The sequence below is a fragment of the Erwinia pyrifoliae DSM 12163 genome, from assembly GCF_000026985.1.
Classification (GTDB): Bacteria; Pseudomonadota; Gammaproteobacteria; order Enterobacterales; family Enterobacteriaceae; genus Erwinia; species Erwinia pyrifoliae.
Genome location: NC_017390.1, coordinates 3,976,950 through 3,995,569, shown reverse-complemented (window position 1 = coordinate 3,995,569; position 18,620 = coordinate 3,976,950). Strand labels below are relative to the sequence as shown.

The following is an 18,620-nucleotide window of genomic DNA, read 5'->3' as shown; positions in this document are numbered from 1 at the left end:
ATGAAATTTACTGTAGAACGTGAGCGTTTACTCAAGCCCTTACAGCAGGTGAGCAGCCCGTTAGGCGGCCGTCCAACGTTACCTATTCTTGGCAACCTGCTGTTACAGGTAACGGAAGGCACGCTGCTGCTGACCGGTACCGATTTAGAAATGGAAATGGTGGCGCGCGTTGCGCTGACGCACGACCATCAGCCGGGGGCAACTACCGTTCCGGCGCGCAAATTCTTTGATATCTGCCGTGGTCTGCCGGAAGGTGCCGAAATTGCGGTGATTCTGGAAGGCGAAAGAATGCTGGTGCGCTCCGGCCGCAGCCGTTTCTCTCTGTCCACCCTGCCAGCCAGCGATTTCCCAAACCTTGACGACTGGCAGAGCGAGGTTGAGTTTACCTTGCCACAGGCCACCATGAAGCGCCTGATTGAAGCCACCCAGTTCTCTATGGCTCATCAGGACGTGCGTTACTACCTGAACGGCATGCTGTTTGAGACCGAAGGCGAAGAGTTACGCACCGTCGCCACCGACGGCCATCGCCTGGCGGTGTGTTCCATGCCGGTCGGCCAGTCGTTGCCAAGCCATTCGGTGATCGTGCCGCGTAAAGGCGTTATCGAGCTGGTGCGCCTGCTGGACGGAGGCGACAGCCTGTTGCAGATCCAGATCGGCAGCAATAACATCCGTGCCCACGTCGGTGACTTTATCTTCACTTCCAAGCTGGTAGATGGCCGTTTCCCTGATTATCGCCGCGTATTGCCGAAAAACCCGGATAAAACCCTGGATGCCGGCTGTGACCTGCTGAAGCAGGCTTTCGCCCGTGCGGCGATCCTCTCGAACGAGAAATTCCGTGGCGTTCGCCTGCATATCAGCGAAAATCAGCTAAAAATTACCGCCAATAACCCGGAGCAGGAAGAGGCGGAAGAGATGCTGGATGTCACCTACGGCGGCACCGACCTCGAAATCGGTTTTAACGTCAGCTACGTTTTAGACGTGTTGAACGCGTTGAAGTGCGAAAACGTGCGCCTGTTACTGACCGATTCCGTTTCCAGCGTGCAGATCGAGGATGCGGCCAGTCAATCCGCCGCCTATGTCGTTATGCCGATGAGATTGTAATCTATCGGGCTAACTTGCTTGCCATTTTGGGATTGGGCAGTGCTCAAAATCCTCACGTACTTCGTGTACGCTGCGGTTTTTGCGCGCTGGCCGCACCCAAACTGCCTGCGCCGTTGACGCCCTGGTTTATCGTCAAGAAAAAACAAGGCGATGTTACACCATCGCCTGTTTTGGGATTTCCTCTGTTATGGCATTAACCCGCCTGCTTATCAAAGACTTCCGTAATATTGAAAACGCGGACCTGGCGCTGGCTCCGGGGTTTAATTTCCTTGTCGGGCCTAACGGCAGCGGCAAAACCAGCGTGCTGGAAGCGATCTATACCCTCGGCCACGGTCGGGCATTCCGCAGTTTGCAGGCCGGTCGCGTGATCCGTCATGAGCAGGATGCTTTTGTGTTACACGGGCGTATTGCCGGCGCTGAACGTGAAACCTCCGTCGGGCTGACGAAAAACCGCGCCGGTGACAGTAAGGTGCGCATCGACGGCAGCGACGGCCATAAAGTTGCCGAACTGGCGCAGATGTTGCCCATGCAGCTGATTACGCCGGAAGGGTTCACCCTGCTGAACGGCGGGCCAAAATATCGCCGCGCCTATATCGACTGGGGCTGTTTTCATAACGAGCCGGGTTTTTTTCACGCCTGGAGCAATTTGCGTCGACTGCTGAAGCAGCGCAATGCCGCGCTGCGACAGGTCTCGCGCTACCAGCAGATCCGCGCCTGGGATCAGGAGCTGGCCCCGTTGGCGGAGCAGATAAGCCAGTGGCGCGCTGCCTACAGCAGGGCTATCGCGGCCGATATTAATGCCACCTGTGCACAGTTTCTGCCCGAGTTTCAGCTGAGCTTCTCTTTTCAGCGCGGCTGGGATAAAGAGAGTGATTACGCCGGGCTGCTGGAACGCAATTTTGAGCGCGATCGCGCGCTCACCTACACCGCCAGCGGCCCGCACAAAGCGGATTTCCGTATTCGTGCACAGGGCACGCCGGTGGAAGATTTATTGTCTCGCGGCCAGTTAAAGCTGCTGATGTGCGCCCTGAGGCTGGCGCAGGGTGAGTTTCTTACCCGACAGAACGGGCGACGTTGCCTGTATCTGATAGATGATTTTGCCTCTGAGCTGGATGAAACGCGCCGCCACCTGCTGGCAGCGCGCTTAAAAGCCACTCAGGCCCAGGTTTTTGTCAGCGCCATTGCCGCAGAGCACGTCTTCGATATGGCTGATGAAAAGGGCAAGATGTTCCACGTAGAACAGGGTAAAATAGCGGTTCAACCTGAAGATTAAACGAGCGAGAAAAGTTGATGTCGAATTCTTATGACTCCTCCAGTATCAAAGTTCTCAAGGGGCTGGATGCGGTACGCAAGCGCCCGGGTATGTATATCGGCGATACGGATGACGGCACCGGTCTGCATCACATGGTATTTGAGGTCGTGGATAACGCCATTGACGAAGCCCTCGCCGGTCACTGCTCCGATATTCTTGTGACCATTCATGCCGATAACTCTGTTTCGGTACAGGATGACGGCCGTGGTATCCCTACCGGTATTCACGAAGAAGAGGGTATCTCTGCCGCTGAAGTGATCATGACCGTGCTGCATGCCGGCGGTAAGTTTGACGATAACTCCTATAAAGTTTCCGGCGGCCTGCACGGCGTGGGCGTTTCCGTGGTTAACGCCCTGTCGGAAAAACTGGAACTGACCATTCGTCGTGAAGGTAAAGTCCACCAGCAGGTCTACGTTCACGGCGTGCCACAGGCCGCGCTGAATGTCACCGGTGAAACCGATCTGACCGGCACGCGGGTGCGTTTCTGGCCAAGCCATCAGACGTTTACCAATGTTGTCGAATTCGAATACGAGATCCTGGCAAAACGCCTGCGTGAGCTGTCGTTCCTGAACTCCGGCGTCTCCATCAAGCTGGAAGATAAGCGTGACGGCAAAAACGACCATTACCACTATGAAGGCGGTATCAAGGCGTTCGTTGAGTACCTGAACAAAAACAAAACCCCGATCCACCCCAACGTGTTCTATTTCTCCACCGAAAAAGATGGCATCGGCGTGGAAGTGGCTCTGCAGTGGAACGACGGTTTCCAGGAAAATATCTACTGTTTTACCAACAATATTCCGCAGCGCGACGGCGGTACGCACCTGGCGGGCTTCCGCGCCGCCATGACCCGTACCCTGAACGCCTATATGGATAAAGAAGGCTACAGCAAGAAAGCCAAAGTGAGCGCCACCGGTGACGATGCGCGTGAAGGACTGATTGCGGTGGTATCGGTCAAAGTGCCGGACCCGAAATTCTCCTCGCAGACGAAAGACAAGCTGGTCTCTTCTGAGGTGAAATCGGCGGTTGAGCAGCAGATGAACGAGCTGCTGTCTGAGTACCTGCTGGAACATCCGGGCGATGCGAAGATCGTGGTTGGAAAAATCATTGATGCCGCTCGTGCGCGTGAGGCGGCACGCCGCGCACGCGAAATGACCCGCCGTAAAGGCGCGCTGGACCTGGCAGGGCTGCCGGGCAAGCTGGCCGACTGCCAGGAGCGCGACCCGGCGCTGTCTGAAATCTACCTGGTGGAGGGTGACTCTGCGGGCGGTTCTGCCAAACAGGGGCGTAACCGTAAGAATCAGGCCATCCTGCCGTTGAAAGGTAAAATCCTCAACGTGGAGAAGGCGCGCTTCGACAAAATGCTGGCTTCTCAGGAAGTGGCGACACTGATCACCGCACTGGGCTGCGGCATTGGTCGCGACGAGTACAATCCGGACAAACTGCGCTATCACAGCATTATCATTATGACCGATGCTGACGTCGATGGCTCACATATCCGTACGCTGTTGCTGACCTTCTTCTATCGCCAGATGCCGGAAATCATCGAGCGCGGCCACGTATATATCGCGCAGCCGCCGCTGTACAAGGTGAAAAAAGGTAAGCAGGAACAGTACATTAAAGACGATGAGGCGATGGATCAGTACCAAATTGCCATCGCGCTTGACGGTGCCACGCTGCACGCCAATGCCAGTGCTCCGGCGCTGGGCGGCAAGCCGCTGGAGGACCTGGTGTCTGAGTTCAACAGCACGCGCAAGATGATCAAACGTATGGAGCGCCGCTATCCGGTGGCGCTGCTGAATGCGCTGATTTACCATGCCACCCTGAGTGATGTGACGGCAGAAGCGCCGGTACAGAACTGGCTGGACGGTCTGGTGAAGTATCTTAACGATAACGATCAGCATGGCAGCAGCTATAGCGGCGTGGTGCGTGAAAACCGCGAATTGCATCTCTTCGAGCCGGTACTGCGCGTGCGCACGCACGGTGTGGATACCGATTATCCGCTGGATAACGAATTTGTCCTCGGCGGCGAATACCGCAAAATCTGTGCGCTTGGCGAGCAGCTGCGCGGTCTGATTGAAGAGGACGCGTATATCGAACGTGGTGAACGTCGTCAGCCGATTGCCAGCTTTGAACAGGCGATTGACTGGTTAGGCAAAGAGTCGCGCCGTGGTCTGTCGGTTCAGCGCTACAAAGGTCTGGGAGAAATGAACCCGGAGCAGCTGTGGGAAACCACGATGGACCCGGACAGCCGTCGCATGCTGCGCGTAACCATTAAAGACGCCGTTGCTGCCGATCAGCTGTTTACCACGCTGATGGGGGATGCGGTAGAACCTCGTCGCGCCTTTATTGAAGAAAACGCCCTGCGCGCCGCCAATATCGATATTTGATCCTGCTCCGTGCAATCTGGCAACCTCAGCGTTGCCGGATTGCACGATTAACTCCCCGAATGCCTGATAAGGCCCACCTCACCTACGCAATATCTCCCTTCATTACCGTGCCTGCTTCCCCTCAGGTTGCTCTTTTTTCTGCGGCAGATCCGGTGTTTTACGCAACGGTAGCCCCTTCAGGTCTTTGCTTTGGCGTCTTTTTTTTGATTTCCTGCCGGCCACCACATAAAAAAAATCTGCGAAGGTATTCATTCATAGCAGAGCAGTCCTTATCGCCTTGCAGTGGTAAAGCATGATAGTCATTTTCTCCCGGACAACCCGGGCATTGAGCTTCGTCGCCTGAACATCGTCAGCGGCTCAGTACAATCAAAACTCCCGTAAAGCACAGGATAATTCACTGTTACCCGACGGATCTCTACCTGGATACAATCAGCTTGCCATCCTTCGTTTGCTCATAATTCCAATGAGCAAATCATGTATTTTTCAATAAAAGCCCCGATGACTTTTTCGTGGAGTTCGATGGTGCGTGAGCAGATGGTTTTACGGGTAAGCCGTTTGATGCGAGTACGCAGCGTCAGGTTGTTTCGTTCACTGCGTTGAGTGAAGATTTTTCCGCTCAGATGCTTATCTTTCGGCACGTCTCCGGCATAACTGCCCCAGTTATCGCTGGTTATCATGCCTTTACTGAAAGAAGCCAACAACGCCAGCGCCGTTGAAAGCCATTTCGGTAATGTGTTCTTTGATACCGGGTTTCTGGCTTCATAAGTATAAGTGAGCAGAAATACTCTATGGTATTTACGGCATCGAAACCGGTCACGACCTTTAGGGTTGTGTTCATGACGTTAAACCGGATCTGATTGACAATGGGGACATTGAACAGTGATGGTTGCCACAGAAGCACCTTAAAAACCCGTATTATTCATGGTACTTCAACTCATTGGAAGCATTACCAAATGGCTTATGTCGATGGCTGAATGGTATTCCATATAAGAGGTTGAGGTCTATTGATTGTCACCCCCATATAATGAACTTTCGCATCGTCCGGCTGGTCATCATAAGCTGAATCGCGCTAGCATGAAGAAACACGGTTAGCTAACGAGGGTGGTATGGCGATTAAACTGATTGCGATTGATATGGACGGCACGCTGCTTAATCCGCAGCATGAGGTGACGCCACGGGTGAAGCAGATCATTCAGACGGCGCGTGACCAGGGGGTTTCGGTTGTTCTTGCCACCGGACGGCCGTTTATTGGCGTACAGCGCTATCTACAAGAGCTGGGCCTGCAGCAGGAAGGCCAGTACTGCATTACCAATAATGGCGCATTGGTGCAGCAGGCAGCGGATGGCGAGTGTGTGGCGGAAGTGGCGCTCACCTTCGATGATTATCTCTATTTTGAACGGCTGTCCCGATCGCTGGGCGTGCATTTTCAGGCGTTAAGCAAAACCGAGCTGTTTACCCCGAATAAGGATATCAGCGAATACACTGTCCATGAGTCGTGGATGACCGGTATTCCCCTGCGTCACCGCAGCGTCAGTGAGATGGACCGCACACTGACCTTCCCGAAGGTGATGATGATAGATCCTCCCGAACTGCTCGACGCCGCCATTGCCCGCATCCCGCAGGAAGCGTTCCAGCGCTATACCATTATGAAAAGCTCGCCTTACTACCTCGAAATTCTCGACAAGCGCGTGAATAAAGGTGCCGGGGTACGGCTGCTGGCAGAGCGACTGAAACTTTCACGCGACGAAGTGATGGCGATTGGCGATCAGGAAAACGACCTGGCGATGCTGGAATATGCCGGTACCGGCGTGGCAATGGGCAATGGCATTGAAAAGGTGAAGGCCGTAGCGCAGTTTGTCACCAAAACCAACGCAGAAGACGGTGTTGCCTGGGCGATTGAGAAGTTCGTACTCTAACCGGCCGATCGTTAGCCGATACCATCATTGTCATGAATGGACTACCCTTAGCAAAACTGTGCTAAGGGTGTTTCCGATGAAAGAAAAGCAGCTTACTTTTGCGCCGCGCAATCATCAGCTTACCAATATTAACGTCTGGACCGCCGACGGTCAGTGGCTGGTTTACGACGTGCGCCCTGACGGTGCCTCTTTTACCGGGCTGACCATTGAGCGGGTTGATATCGACAGTGGCAACACCGAGGTGCTGTATCAGGCGCGCGACGGTGCCCATGTTGGTGTGGTCACCGTCAGTCCCGATATGCCCCCGCGCTACGTGTTTATTCACGGTCCGGAGTACCCGGACAGCCACTGGCGCTATGACTTTCACCATCGCCGTGGCGTGATCGTGCAACAGGGCCGGGCAGAGAATCTTGACGCCTGTGATATTACTCCGCCATTTAGCGCCGGTGCGCTGCGCGGTGGTTCTCATGTGCATGTCTTCAGCCCGGACGGATCGCGCCTGAGCTTCACCTATAACGATCATGTGATGCATGAGTGGGATGTGAGACAGGATCTGCGTAACGTGGGGATCGCGCTACCGCTGCATGCGGTCTGCCCGCCGAAAAGGCATCCGCGAGAATACGATGGCAGCCATTATTGCGTGCTGGTCAGCCGCACCACGGCTGCGCCGCAGCCTGGCAGCGACGAGATTAATCGCGCTTACGAAGAGGGCTGGGTAGGCAACCAGGGCTATCTGCGCACCGATGGCAGCCGCCAACGCTGGGCGCTGGCGTTTATCGGCGACACGCTTTCCGCCAGCGGCGAGAAAGTCGCGGAGGTGTTTATCGTCGATCTACCGGAGAGAAACGCTGATTATGCGGTGGCCGGTGAAGCGCCTTTGCAAGGGACAGCGACAACGTTGCCCGCGCCGCCCGCCGGAGTAAAACAGAAGCGCCTGACTTATACGGCTCAAAGAGCTTACCCGGGTCTGGCGACCTCGCCGCGCCACTGGTTGCGCAGTTCGCCGGACGGCAGCGCCATTGCCTTTCTGATGAAGGATGACGCGGGGATAGTGCAGCTATGGACGGTTTCACCGCAGGGAGGCTCGCCCCGTCAGGTAACGCGTTGCGACAGCGATATTCAGTCGGCGTTTAGCTGGCATCCTGATGGCCGCCGGCTGGCATTTGTTTGTGATAATCGCATTACCCTCTGCGATGTCGCCAGCGGCGCGCTGCGCGGGATCGGCGAGCGTAGCGAGCTGCCACCGGTAGCGGATGCAGTGGTGTTTTCTCCAGATGGAAGACGGGTGGCATTTTTGCGCGACTGCGTGGGTTACCGTCAGATATTTACCGTGCTGGTCGATTAGCGGCAGCGGGGGCAACCGTTTGCGACATCACCGCATTAGTGCAGTTAGCCTGCTCGCTGCGGCGCACGCGCTCGCCGGGCGAGTCGTGATCGCCAGAGGTAATGTAGTCCACCGGCAACAGCAGCGTATCGAGTATGGCGGAGAAAGGCAGATCGATCGCCGCCATCGGTCGTATTATCCAGCTGCTGCTTTCGTCGGTCAGAACCGCTGCACTGGCTCGTGTGCCGGGGTAGTAACCCATATTTGGGCCGGAGTGCGTCATCATACTTGAGCAGCCGCTGGTACTGGCCAGAGACAAGCAGGCAACAACGCCGACAATATGGCAACGCTTAAATGCTTTCATCTTATCATCCCTTGGGTCATCACAAGCCTGGCCGAAAATGGTTGTCCGCGTCCTGCAGAACTCATTCTTCTCAACTCTGTGGCGGCTGGTACGCAATACTGGTTAGCCTATCCTTGAGTGTAAGACATTCGCTGCTCTCAGGTTAAAAAAAAACAGCACTTACGCCCTTGAAAGCGTGGCAGGCATCACCATTTTAAAACTACGCTTAGAAAAAACCGTGCCGACAGGGCAGTGCTTTCTGTAGCGGCGACCCGTCCATTATGGAGGGTTGATGATTATCAACAACTTGCTGAATATCAGGAGCTGAAAATGCGTAACTTCGATCTTGCCCCGCTTTATCGTTCATCTATTGGTTTTGACCGCCTGATCAACCTGCTGGAAACCAGTCAGAATCAGGGAAACAACGGGGGTTATCCTCCCTATAACGTTGAGCTGGTGGCCGAGAATCACTACCGTATTACGATTGCCGTGGCAGGCTTCGCTGAAAGCGAACTGGAGATCACCTCCCACGACAATCTTCTGAGCGTGCGGGGTTCGCATCCTGACGAACAGCAGGAGCGGACATGGCTGTATCAGGGTATCGCCGAGCGCAACTTCGAGCGCAAATTCCAGCTGGCTGAACATGTTCATGTGCGTAATGCGCGGCTGGAGAATGGTTTGTTGTATATCGATCTGGAGCGTGTGGTGCCTGAAGCCAACCAGCCACGCCGTATCGACATTGTGAAATAAACCCTCCATGCGGGTCGCCATCCGGCGACCCAGAATGAGTCGGACTCACCTCTAACATAGATAGATCCTGACAAAAAAACCGCCACGCCGAGTAAAAAATCACTGCTAAGGTCAAAAAAATAGCGTAGGTTGATTTAAATTTCGTTTTCTGCAAAAAATAAAAACAGGGCGCTAACAATATTATCGCCAACGTAACTGTAAAATCTCTTATATCATCAACAACAAATGCCCTGTGGGCCATGCATGCGTTTTTAATTTCAACCCCATCAATCAGACTCTCTTCTTTAAAGGAAGAGAGAAGATAAATAACGGGGAATAACATGATATAATAAAAATATATCGCCACCTTTCCCATTTAGCATCCTCTCATTATTCTGGCTATTGTTTCTTTTTTCTCAATAATACGGCGACCATATGAACTATATTCTCTTATGGGGTCTCCTAACGGAGCTGATATTGAACGCATGAAGTCAGCTTTCTTCCTTTCAGTACCGCGATTATAGCGAGACCCCGCCAGTATAATTTGTTCATCAGTTAAGTAAACCGTGTCTTGTAAGGCAGAGTTATCGAATAAAATGAGTTTTCTGAGGTGCTGAGCTACGGCTCTAATATTGAAGGAATCAGAAAGCAGGCATGTGGCTAACCTGTCCTGTTGCCGCATGGTTAATTTTTTAGGATCCAGTCCTGTCGTTTCGGCCGCAACTCTTATTTGCATTGCAATCAGCCCTACTGAAGTCGCATTTGATGCCGAATTATCCCCATTCAGACTGTCTACTATAAGCTGACGGAATTGCAATACCCCCATGGCTTTTAACCTGTCTGGAGCACCACCAACTTCAGAAACCGCCACGCCAGCTAAAAGTATAACCGGAACTCTTTCCTCTCTCGCAATATTATTGATTAAACCTCTGTGATAGATTAAGTACGCTGTCTTATAGGCCCACAAATAATAATCGCCTGTGGCAAACCTAAGGTTGTCAGGTAATATTTTGTATATCACTTTCCCCGAATAAAGTGAATTTTGAGAAGCCCATTTCATCTGCCTTGCAATATTCGTTATAAGTTATATCATCAACCTTTTTATTTTAGATATTAACGTTGCTGTTCCATATTACTAATCTAACCCATAGAAAAATCATGATCAATTGATTTAAGGACTGACAACGGTCAAGCTTTATACAGAATTTTCAGCTGTTATCTCTGTTGTTGTTCCCCAGATGCGGAGAGCCGGGGAACCGCTTTTGCGTCGCACCCCTGTACCCGTGGACAATTCCACAGATGACCCCGGTATTACCCTTCGCGGTGCGCCCGCTCAATCTCTTCTGCCAGAATGGCAATGCCGCGCTCAATTTTTTCACTGTCCGGCACATAGTTCATGCGCATACACTGGTGCGTGTGTGGCCAATCCTGCTCCAGCCCCGGGAAAAAGAACTGCCCTGGCACCATTAATACGCCGCGCTGTTTCAGGCGCTGGTACAGCACTTCGGTGGTTATCGGCAGGTCTCTGAACCACAGCCAGAGGAATATCGCTCCTTCAGGTTTATGGATCAGGCAGCGATCTGGCGTTAAATAGCGGCGAATAACGGCAATCGTCTGGTTAACGCGCCGCTGATAGAACGGTTTAATCACCTGCTCTGACAGCCGCAGCAGGTCACCGCGCTGGATCATTTCATTAGCAATAGCCGGGCCAATACTGCCGGGTGCCAGGCTGATAATGCCGTTCATATTACCGACTGCGGAGATGACTTTTTCATCGGCAATAATTATGCCGCAGCGCGATCCGGGCAGCCCAAGTTTTGACAGGCTCATACACAGGATAATGTTCGGGTTCCACAGCGGGCGTACGTCGCTGAAGATAATGCCGGGAAACGGCACGCCGTAGGCGTTATCAATCAGCAACGGAATATTGTGCTGCTGGGCCAGCGCGTCCAGCTTCAGAAGTTCTTCATCGGTGATCACGTTGCCGGTTGGGTTGGTCGGGCGCGAAACGCAGATCAGCCCGGTATCCTCACTAATATGCAGATGTTCAAAGTCGACGTGGTATTTAAACTGCCCTTCCGGCAGCATTTCGATATTAGGGCGCGTTGAGACAAACAGGTCTTCATCCAGCCCTGCGTCGGCGTAGCCGAGGTATTCCGGGGCCAGCGGAAACAGCACGCGTTTCTTGCTGCCATCATGGCGGCGGCCGGCGTACAGGTTAAACAGATAGAAGAAGGCACTCTGACTGCCGTTGGTGAGTGCGATGTTTTCCGGCGCAATCTGCCAGCCGAACTGCTCGCGTAGCAGCCGGGAAAGCGAATCCAGCAAGGCGCTTTTACCGCGTGGGCCATCGTAGTTGCACAGCGCTTCCGTCAGCTTTCCCTCTTCGTGCATCTGCTGCAGCAACTGCTGGAAATAGTCGTTCATCTCCGGGATTTGCGCAGGATTGCCGCCGCCCAGCATCACTGCCCCGGGGGTGCGTAGCCCTTCACCCATATCTTCCATCAGGCGTGTAATACCTGAATGCCGCGAAAATTTTTCACCAAATGCTGAAAAGCTCATACCCTGTTAATCACTTGTTATCTACACCAGGGCATCACCTTAACGTCAGTATCGGTGTGATGCAATATCCGGTGCGGCGGCTCGGCTCACGGGAGGCGTTACTGGCTGAATCGATTTTATGCCCCCGAAAAAAACCATTAACCATTACACATTATTCATGCAAGTAAATCATTCGGCTTATCAATGAGTGATGCAGTACGCATTTTATTAAGTGAATAACAGCAATCAATCAGGCGGTGATGGCTGTCACATTTTTATCCTGCTGCCGTTTGTAGTCTTAGCCCGGTTAAAGCTAAATCAATTCAGCTAAAGGCATAAAAAAGATGAAAAAAAGCGTTATGGCAGGGGCAGTGATGGCGATGATCAGCGGTCAGGCGGCAGCACAAAGCTGGCTGCTGACCGATGCAGAAAGCGGTGTCGAAAAGGGAAACTGGCAGGTAGACAGCCAGCAGCTGAAACTGCCGGGGGAGCGCTTCAGCATTCAACAAAAGGTCCTGCACGGTGGTAAGCAGGAGGGGAGCAAAGTGCTTACCTTAAGCAGTCAAAACGGTTTGACTATCGCGCTAAGCCCCAGCCGTGGCATGGATCTGCTGCATGTTAACGGTCACGGCGTTCGCCTCGGCTGGGACTCTCCTGTTCAGGAAGTGGTCAATCCGGCATATATGAATCTGGAAAGCCGCAATGGGTTAGGCTGGCTGGAAGGTTTCAACGAAATGATGGTACGTTGCGGCTTTGAGTGGACCGGCCACCCGGTCAGTAAAGACGGGGTGCTCTATACCTTGCATGGCAAGGCGGGAAACACCCCGGCTTCAAAGGTGGAAGTAGCGGTGGACGATCGCGCCCCGCATGAGATCCGCATTCGTGGGCTGCTCAAAGAAGTCACTTTCAAAAAGGCCAAACTCGAAACCTGGACCGAGCTGCGCTATGTGCCGGGTTCTGATTCATTCACCGTACATGACGTGTTAACCAATCAGGCCGATTATCCCCACGATTATCAGATTATCTATCACAGCAATTTTGGTACGCCGATCCTCGAAAAGGGTGCGCGCTTTATTGCCCCTCTGAAGTCGGTTTCACCGTTTAATGACTATGCGAAAAAAGGGCTAAAAGGCTGGGACAGCTATGGCGCGCCGACCAAAGACTTCGATGAAATGGTATTTAACCTGACGCCGAAAGCGGACGGCAGCGGCAAAACCGTGGCGGCAGTGATTAACAGCAAGGGGGATAAAGGCGCATCCATCGAATTTGATACTCGCCAGCTGCCGCTGCTGACCATGTGGAAAAACACCGATACGCTCAAGCAGGGCTATGTTACCGGTATTGAGCCTGGTACTAACTACGCTTATCCGGTGACGATTGAAAAACAGCAGGGGCGGGTGAAGCAGCTGCAGCCGGGGCAAAGCACCGGGTTCACACTGACCTACACGTTGCTGAAAGACGCTGGCGCGGTGCAAAAGGTCGAAGAGCGCGTGCGTCAGATTCAGGGCAACGAAGCCGTGACGGTGAATGAAACACCGATAGCTAAGGAGTAGCCACACGCGTAAACCTGGGCGCCCATTGGGCGCTCGCCCTACCAGGCTGGCGATGGAAGGATGCCGGTTGCCGATGCCTGGCCTTAACCCGTGTGGTGTATGTCAGGTATACAAAGCCTGCGGTAGATTGAAAGTGGTTTTCTTTCATCTGTATTTACAGGAGGTAAAACATGAGTGGCATAGGAAAAACAACCCAGGATTTATCGGTAAGCAGAGCATTATCCGTGAGCCAGGCCGATAAAGCTCAAGACCGCCAGACTGGCGAAAAAAACGTAACTGAGTTGTTAACAGGAGCGAAAAACACGCCAGTGCAAAAAAATCCTAATAGCAGGATATCGTACTCAAATAAAGTAACATTCGGAAATCGGGCTTGCTTTGGTTCAGTCTCTGCCAGCAAAAATACGGCCTCCGGTAGTACTAAATATCCCGCCGAAAGTACCAGTGGGCGTACTTACGCAAATTTTAAAGAAGCGGCGAAAAAAGAAGAAAGTGTGAAAATCGACGCAAAAGGTAATGTAACTATATCTGGAGCCAAAGGCCTTCGTATAGGAAGAACAATAGTTTCCAATATCCCCCCCGCGACGAAGAAACCTTAGCCAATTTCCTCAATATCCATATTCGTATTGATAAGATAGTGGCGGCCTGATGCCCCTTTTACCCTTTGAGTCATTTGCCTTGCTGGTAAAGGGTAGGGGCATCCAGCGCTCTCCTCTCCGCCCGTTCGGGGCGATAAAAGCAAAAAGGTCGCGATGGCGACCTTTTTGAGCTGTGAGCAGTGAGTGGTGCAGGTCAGGCGCAAATAACCCCGCCCGGCTCGCCGTTAACGGGGATTAACGCAGTTCTTCTCAACCCTGCCGTTCAGTGCGGCAATCAGGTTATCGACCGCATCTTTCGCCATACCGTAGCGCGTTTCATGGGTGGCGGAACCAATATGCGGCAGCGCCACCACATTGCGCAGCGCCAGCAGCTCCGAACTGACCGGCAGCGGCTCCTGCTCAAACACATCCAGCCCCGCCGCGTGCAGCGTGCCATCCTTTAGCGCGGCAATCAGCGCCTGCTCGTCGACCACCGGGCCGCGCCCGGCGTTGATCAATACCGCGCTGCGCTTCATTTTCGCCAGCTGCTCGCGACCAATCAGATGGTGAGTCTGTTCCGTTAGCGGCAGGCTGATACAGAGGAAATCCGACTCGGCCAGCAGCGTATCGAGGTCGCAGTACCGGGCGTCAAAACGCTGTTCGGCTTCTTCATGATGCCTGCGGGCGTTGTAAAGAATGGGCATGCCGAAGCCGAGATGAGCGCGCTGCGCCAGTGCCAGCCCGATACGCCCCATGCCGAGGATGCCGAGCTTTTTATGGTGCACGTCAATGCCGAACCAGTCTGAGGGAATACTGCCGCGCCACTCGCCGGATTTAACGCGTTCGGCCATTTCCACCACCCGCCGCGCGCTACTCAGCACCAGCGCCATCATGGTATCGGCGACGGTTTCGGTGAGTACCGTGGGCGTATGCATCAGCAGCACGCCGCGATCGTTTAACGCCGCCACGTCAAAATTGTCATAGCCGACGGAAATGCTCGATGCGACGCGCAGCTTCGGTGCCTGGCGCAGAAACTCCGCGTCAACTTTGCCGCCGGAACCGAGCATGCCTTCTGCCTGGCGGAACGTTTCCGCGTGTTTGGCGATATTTTCCGGGGTTAACCCGCTGATTTCGGTGACATCGCAATGTTCATCCAGCCGTTTACGCAGATCTTCGGGTAAGGATTTATACAGCACCACGGAAGGTTTCATGCGGTTCTCCCTGTTAAGAGGTTAATAAGTCAGTGCTTTACTGTCACCGCCATCATTTTGACGATAGCGCACCGTGAGGAAGCGATGACGGCGTATCCTGTGCTGGTTTAACGATCAGCATCAGACAAACTGCCACCAGCAGTGCTCCTCCCATAAATATGTAGGATACAGCCGGGCTGCCGGTCGCCCCGTTCAGGTAACCCACCACCCAGGAGCCGAGGAATGACCCCAGCGCGCCCATGGCATTGATCAGCGCCATCGCGCCGCCGGCAACGTTACGCGGCAGCATTTCCGGAATAATGGCAAAGAACGGGCCGTAGGGGGCGTACATGGCGGCTCCGGCAATCACCAGCAGCGCATAGGACAACCAGAAATGATTGGACCCGACCAGGTACGATGCGATAAACGCCAGCGCACCTAACAGCAGCAATGGCCAGACAAACAGTTTGCGGTTCTGTAACTTATCCGACGCCCAGGATACGACGATCATCGCCACGGTCGCCGCCAGATAGGGGACTGAAGAGAGCCAGCCTGCCTCAACCATCCCCATCTGCGAGCCGTTGCGCAGGATGGATGGCAGCCACAGCACAAAGCCGTATACGCCGATACTCCAGCAAAAATACTGGGTGCACAAAATAATCACGTTACGCGATTTGAACGCTTCAGAGTAATTGCGTACCGCCCTCAGATTTTGCTGCTCTTTCTCCAGCTGAGCCTGCAACGCGGCTTTTTCACCGTCGCTGAGCCATTTTGCCTGCTCCGGTTTGTCCTGTACCAGGAACCACCAGACAACCGCCCAGATCACCGCCGGGAAGCCTTCAATAATAAACATCTCGCGCCAGCCGAAGGCGTTGATCAGATAACCGGAGACCACCGACATCCACAGCACGGTGACCGGATTGCCGAGCATCAAAAAGGTATTGGCGCGTGAGCGCTCGGATTTGACAAACCAGTTGCTGATATAAATCAGCATGGCCGGCATCACCGCCGCTTCCACCACGCCCAGCGTGAAACGGATTGCTGCCAGCATCGGAATATTGCTCACCAGTCCGGTTAGCGTGGCGCAAATGCCCCACAAGATCAGGCACCAGAACACCAGCTTTTTAACGCTGCGCCGCTCGGCGTAAATGGCGCCGGGGATCTGAAAAAAGAAGTAGCCGAGAAAGAACAGCGCGCCCAGCAGGGATGATACGCCTTTGGTTATCCCCAGGTCTTCGTTGATCCCCGCTGCAGAGGCGAAGCTGAAATTGGCACGATCCAGGTACGCCAGGCTGTAGCTAATAAACACGATGGGCATGATATACCACCAGCGTTTTGGCGCGATTATCTGATTGCTCATAGTTTTTCCTCGGTGGCCGCATTCTCTTGTCGGATAGGGCGATGCGGTTGAGTTATATTCCGGTCAGTGCAGTCGCTTAGAAATCACCCAGTATGGCGCGCGTCGGTAATCCTTCGCTGTCGCCGATGGCCTGAATCGCCAGCGATCCAATTTTGTTTCCGCGCAGAACCGCTGCGGGTAACGATTTTCCTTCCAGCAGGGCGCTGATAACGCCAACCGCAAAGCCGTCACCAGCTCCGACGGTATCCATCACGTTATCGGTCTTCACAGCGGCCACCTGGCCGTGGTCACCTTCAGCGGTTTTGTACCAGGCTCCATCGCAGCCGGTCTTGATCACCACCGCTTTGACGCCCATTGCCAGATAAAAATCGGCGATGGCTTCCGGCTGGTGATAGCCGGTCAGAATTTTCCCTTCGCTGATGCCTGGCAGTACCCAGTCAGCGTACTGAGCCAGATTATTCAGCTGCCTGACCATCTCATGCTCGCTTGACCACAGCACCGGGCGCAGATTGGGATCGAAAGAGAGGGTTTTTCCCATCGCTTTCATTTCGCGTGCCGCATAAAGCGACAGAGCCAGCGAGTAATCAGAGATGGCCGCCGCCACGCCGCTAAGATGCAGATGACGGGCGCTGCCAAAGTAGTCACGATCAAAATCTGCCGGCGACAGATGACTGGCAGCGGAGCCTTTGCGGAAATACTCCACCAGCGGATCGGAACCATCGTCAACCCTGGACTTCAGCTGAAATCCGGTGGGGTAACGTCTGTCCAGCGTCACCCGGCGGCGATCGACTCCCTCCCGATCCAGCTGCTGGCAGGTGAATTGCCCAAAGGAGTCGTCGCCGATGCGGCTAACCCAACCCACTTTCAGCCCGAGGCGCGCCAGGCCGATGGCCACATTCAGCTCTGCGCCCGCAATGCGCTTGGTAAAACGGGTCGCATTGGCGAGATCGCCTGCTTCATCGGCGACAAACATCGCCATCGCTTCCCCAATGGTGACGGCATCCAGCGTGCCGTTGGCATCAATAGTCATGTCTTATCCCTCGCGCAGCTGGTCAACGTAATGCCGGGTTATCGCCACCAGGTCGGGGCCTTCCAGCGGAAACTCGATGGCACGCGGCACGTCGTTCGGCAGTAACGCCAGCGTTTCACGCCACAAGCTATCGGCCTGGTCGAGAGGCAAAGCACGCCAGCCGTCACCGTGCGGCGCAGCGGCCTTTACGTGGATGTAATGAACATGGCGGCTCAGAGATTTCGCAGCGGCGAGCGGCTGGTCGCCCACCCACAGCCAGTTACCCATATCAAAAGTCATGCCGCTGACGATACGGCTCTCTTCACCGGCATGGAAGAAGCGCTCAAGGGCGGTCAGCCTGCCGCAGTCGGTCTGATCGTTTTCCACCACCAGCTGTACCGTTTTCCCCGCCAGCCTGTTGCGCAGTTCGCCGTCATCAAAACCCGGCTGAAAATGGCCCAGGGAATATTTTAGCATGCGCGCATTCAGCTGCTGCGCTTCAGCAAAGTGTCGATCCAGCCGTGGGTTAGGCAAGCCATCCGGCATAAATAGCGCCTCCGGCACCGAGTAAAATGCCGCCAGCTGCGCAGCCGCAATCGCCTGTGCCAGCTGCGGTAACTGTGTCAGCTGCTGTGCGGTAAACAGTTCACGGCGGATCTCCACGCCATCAGCCCCGGCGGCGGCAATCATCGGCAGCAGCGCCTGCTGGCCACCCAGCGCGGTGACCTGCTGCTGACCGTAGGCCGCAGTCACGACAATCACATCTCTTTTCATGAATCCTCCATTCGCATAAGAAAAGCGTAGATGGAACCGGTTCCAAAGAAAAGGAACTGAGATGTAACTTATGATGACGCTCACGATGTCGCTATTTTGAGGTAGAGATTTTTCTTAAAGTGATAGGGGGGACGATCGGCAACGGGAGTCAATCAGGAAAATGGCAAAAGCACGCTCTTATGCCCGTTTCGCATGCTCAGACTATTATTGTGAAAGGGTGAAAAAATGCAGTGGAAAATAATAATAAAAATCATCACCAGTGAGTGAAGAAAAAAGGGAATAACGTTTATTCAGCTATTAATCCTCTTTTCAATCGCGCTTGGTGATAAATAGGTTGAGTGAGAAAATTTAATATATTTAACAGATCATCTGTAAAGGGCTGAGCGAGTTTAAGGTGAAAGTTTATTCAGCATGGCGCAGGCATAATGTTGTTTTATGATACATTTCTCCGCCTTTATCATTACAATATTGAGTGATATCAGACAATCGCGTTTTTTAGTTAGCTG

The 18,620-nt window shown here is 53.8% G+C and carries 16 protein-coding genes and 2 pseudogenes; 8 read left to right on the top strand and 10 right to left on the bottom strand.

Annotation, left to right across the window (positions count from 1 at the left end; genetic code table 11):
• The 3 genes from dnaN to gyrB all read left to right on the top strand — a co-directional run bounded on the left by dnaN (position 1) and on the right by gyrB (position 4,800).
• Complete coding sequence (gene dnaN, locus EPYR_RS18250; protein ID WP_014539962.1) at positions 1-1,101, top strand: DNA polymerase III subunit beta; 1,101 nt, start codon at positions 1-3, stop codon at positions 1,099-1,101.
• Between the two features lie 187 nt (positions 1,102-1,288).
• Positions 1,289-2,374 carry a DNA replication/repair protein RecF gene (recF, locus tag EPYR_RS18245; RefSeq protein WP_015899201.1) on the top strand — a complete coding sequence of 362 codons (1,086 nt, stop codon included), beginning with the start codon at positions 1,289-1,291 and terminating at the stop codon, positions 2,372-2,374.
• A 17-nt stretch (positions 2,375-2,391) separates the two neighbouring features.
• Positions 2,392-4,800 carry a DNA topoisomerase (ATP-hydrolyzing) subunit B gene (gyrB, locus tag EPYR_RS18240; protein WP_014542823.1) on the top strand — a complete coding sequence of 803 codons (2,409 nt, stop codon included), beginning with the start codon at positions 2,392-2,394 and terminating at the stop codon, positions 4,798-4,800.
• 452 nt (positions 4,801-5,252) lie between these two features.
• Here gyrB and EPYR_RS21370 read toward each other — a convergent pair.
• Both EPYR_RS21370 and EPYR_RS21450 read right to left on the bottom strand, forming a co-directional pair.
• A pseudogene (locus EPYR_RS21370) lies at positions 5,253-5,507 on the bottom strand (IS1 family transposase); the annotation flags it as partial.
• Entirely contained in the window at positions 5,482-5,544 is a 63-nt protein-coding gene (locus EPYR_RS21450) for a hypothetical protein (protein ID WP_071819851.1), read from the bottom strand. The gene EPYR_RS21450 and the pseudogene EPYR_RS21370, both read right to left, overlap by 26 nt.
• Before the next feature lie 362 nt (positions 5,545-5,906).
• On the opposite strand from EPYR_RS21450, the gene yidA reads away from it, so the two are divergent.
• Both yidA and EPYR_RS18225 read left to right on the top strand, forming a co-directional pair.
• Positions 5,907-6,716: a sugar-phosphatase gene (gene yidA, locus EPYR_RS18230; protein ID WP_014539957.1), complete on the top strand. Its 810-nt coding sequence runs from the start codon at positions 5,907-5,909 to the stop codon at positions 6,714-6,716.
• 76 nt (positions 6,717-6,792) lie between these two features.
• Positions 6,793-8,061 carry a DUF3748 domain-containing protein gene (locus EPYR_RS18225; protein ID WP_015899199.1) on the top strand — a complete coding sequence of 423 codons (1,269 nt, stop codon included), beginning with the start codon at positions 6,793-6,795 and terminating at the stop codon, positions 8,059-8,061.
• On the opposite strand, the gene EPYR_RS18220 is transcribed toward EPYR_RS18225, so the two are convergent.
• The gene (locus EPYR_RS18220) at positions 8,042-8,404 is read right to left on the bottom strand and encodes a YceK/YidQ family lipoprotein (RefSeq protein ID WP_014539955.1); all 363 of its coding nucleotides are present in this window, start codon (positions 8,402-8,404) and stop codon (positions 8,042-8,044) included. The genes EPYR_RS18225 and EPYR_RS18220 overlap by 20 nt on opposite strands.
• 309 nt (positions 8,405-8,713) lie before the next feature.
• Between EPYR_RS18220 and ibpA the strand changes: the two genes are divergently transcribed.
• The gene (gene ibpA, locus EPYR_RS18215) at positions 8,714-9,133 is read left to right on the top strand and encodes a small heat shock chaperone IbpA (protein WP_015899198.1); all 420 of its coding nucleotides are present in this window, start codon (positions 8,714-8,716) and stop codon (positions 9,131-9,133) included.
• 130 nt (positions 9,134-9,263) lie between these two features.
• On the opposite strand, the pseudogene EPYR_RS19800 reads toward ibpA, so the two are convergent.
• The 3 genes and pseudogenes from EPYR_RS19800 to EPYR_RS18205 form a co-directional block, all read right to left on the bottom strand.
• Positions 9,264-9,455, bottom strand: a pseudogene (locus EPYR_RS19800) (DUF2645 family protein); the annotation flags it as partial.
• Positions 9,456-9,488: 33 nt separating this feature from the next.
• Complete coding sequence (locus tag EPYR_RS18210; RefSeq protein WP_015899197.1) at positions 9,489-10,172, bottom strand: hypothetical protein; 684 nt, start codon at positions 10,170-10,172, stop codon at positions 9,489-9,491.
• 251 nt (positions 10,173-10,423) lie between these two features.
• Positions 10,424-11,674, bottom strand: coding sequence for a valine--pyruvate transaminase (locus EPYR_RS18205; protein WP_014539953.1), 1,251 nt, complete (start codon positions 11,672-11,674; stop codon positions 10,424-10,426).
• A 323-nt stretch (positions 11,675-11,997) separates the two neighbouring features.
• Here EPYR_RS18205 and EPYR_RS18200 point away from each other — a divergent pair, with 323 nt between their 5' ends.
• Both EPYR_RS18200 and EPYR_RS18195 read left to right on the top strand, forming a co-directional pair.
• A complete protein-coding gene (locus EPYR_RS18200; RefSeq protein ID WP_014539950.1) occupies positions 11,998-13,206 on the top strand; it encodes an aldose 1-epimerase family protein in 1,209 nt (402 codons plus the stop codon).
• A 170-nt stretch (positions 13,207-13,376) separates the two neighbouring features.
• Positions 13,377-13,802, top strand: coding sequence for a hypothetical protein (locus EPYR_RS18195; RefSeq protein ID WP_015899196.1), 426 nt, complete (start codon positions 13,377-13,379; stop codon positions 13,800-13,802).
• A gap of 224 nt (positions 13,803-14,026) precedes the next feature.
• Here the strand turns inward: EPYR_RS18195 and ghrB are convergent, their stop codons facing one another.
• The 4 genes from ghrB to EPYR_RS18175 form a co-directional block, all read right to left on the bottom strand.
• Complete coding sequence (ghrB, locus tag EPYR_RS18190; RefSeq protein WP_014539949.1) at positions 14,027-14,992, bottom strand: glyoxylate/hydroxypyruvate reductase GhrB; 966 nt, start codon at positions 14,990-14,992, stop codon at positions 14,027-14,029.
• A 52-nt stretch (positions 14,993-15,044) separates the two neighbouring features.
• Entirely contained in the window at positions 15,045-16,331 is a 1,287-nt protein-coding gene (locus EPYR_RS18185) for an MFS transporter (RefSeq protein ID WP_014539948.1), read from the bottom strand.
• Positions 16,332-16,407: 76 nt separating this feature from the next.
• Entirely contained in the window at positions 16,408-17,361 is a 954-nt protein-coding gene (locus EPYR_RS18180; RefSeq protein WP_014539947.1) for a sugar kinase, read from the bottom strand.
• 3 nt (positions 17,362-17,364) lie between these two features.
• Positions 17,365-18,114 carry a sugar phosphate isomerase/epimerase family protein gene (locus EPYR_RS18175; RefSeq protein WP_014539946.1) on the bottom strand — a complete coding sequence of 250 codons (750 nt, stop codon included), beginning with the start codon at positions 18,112-18,114 and terminating at the stop codon, positions 17,365-17,367.
• Positions 18,115-18,620 lie beyond the last annotated feature (506 nt).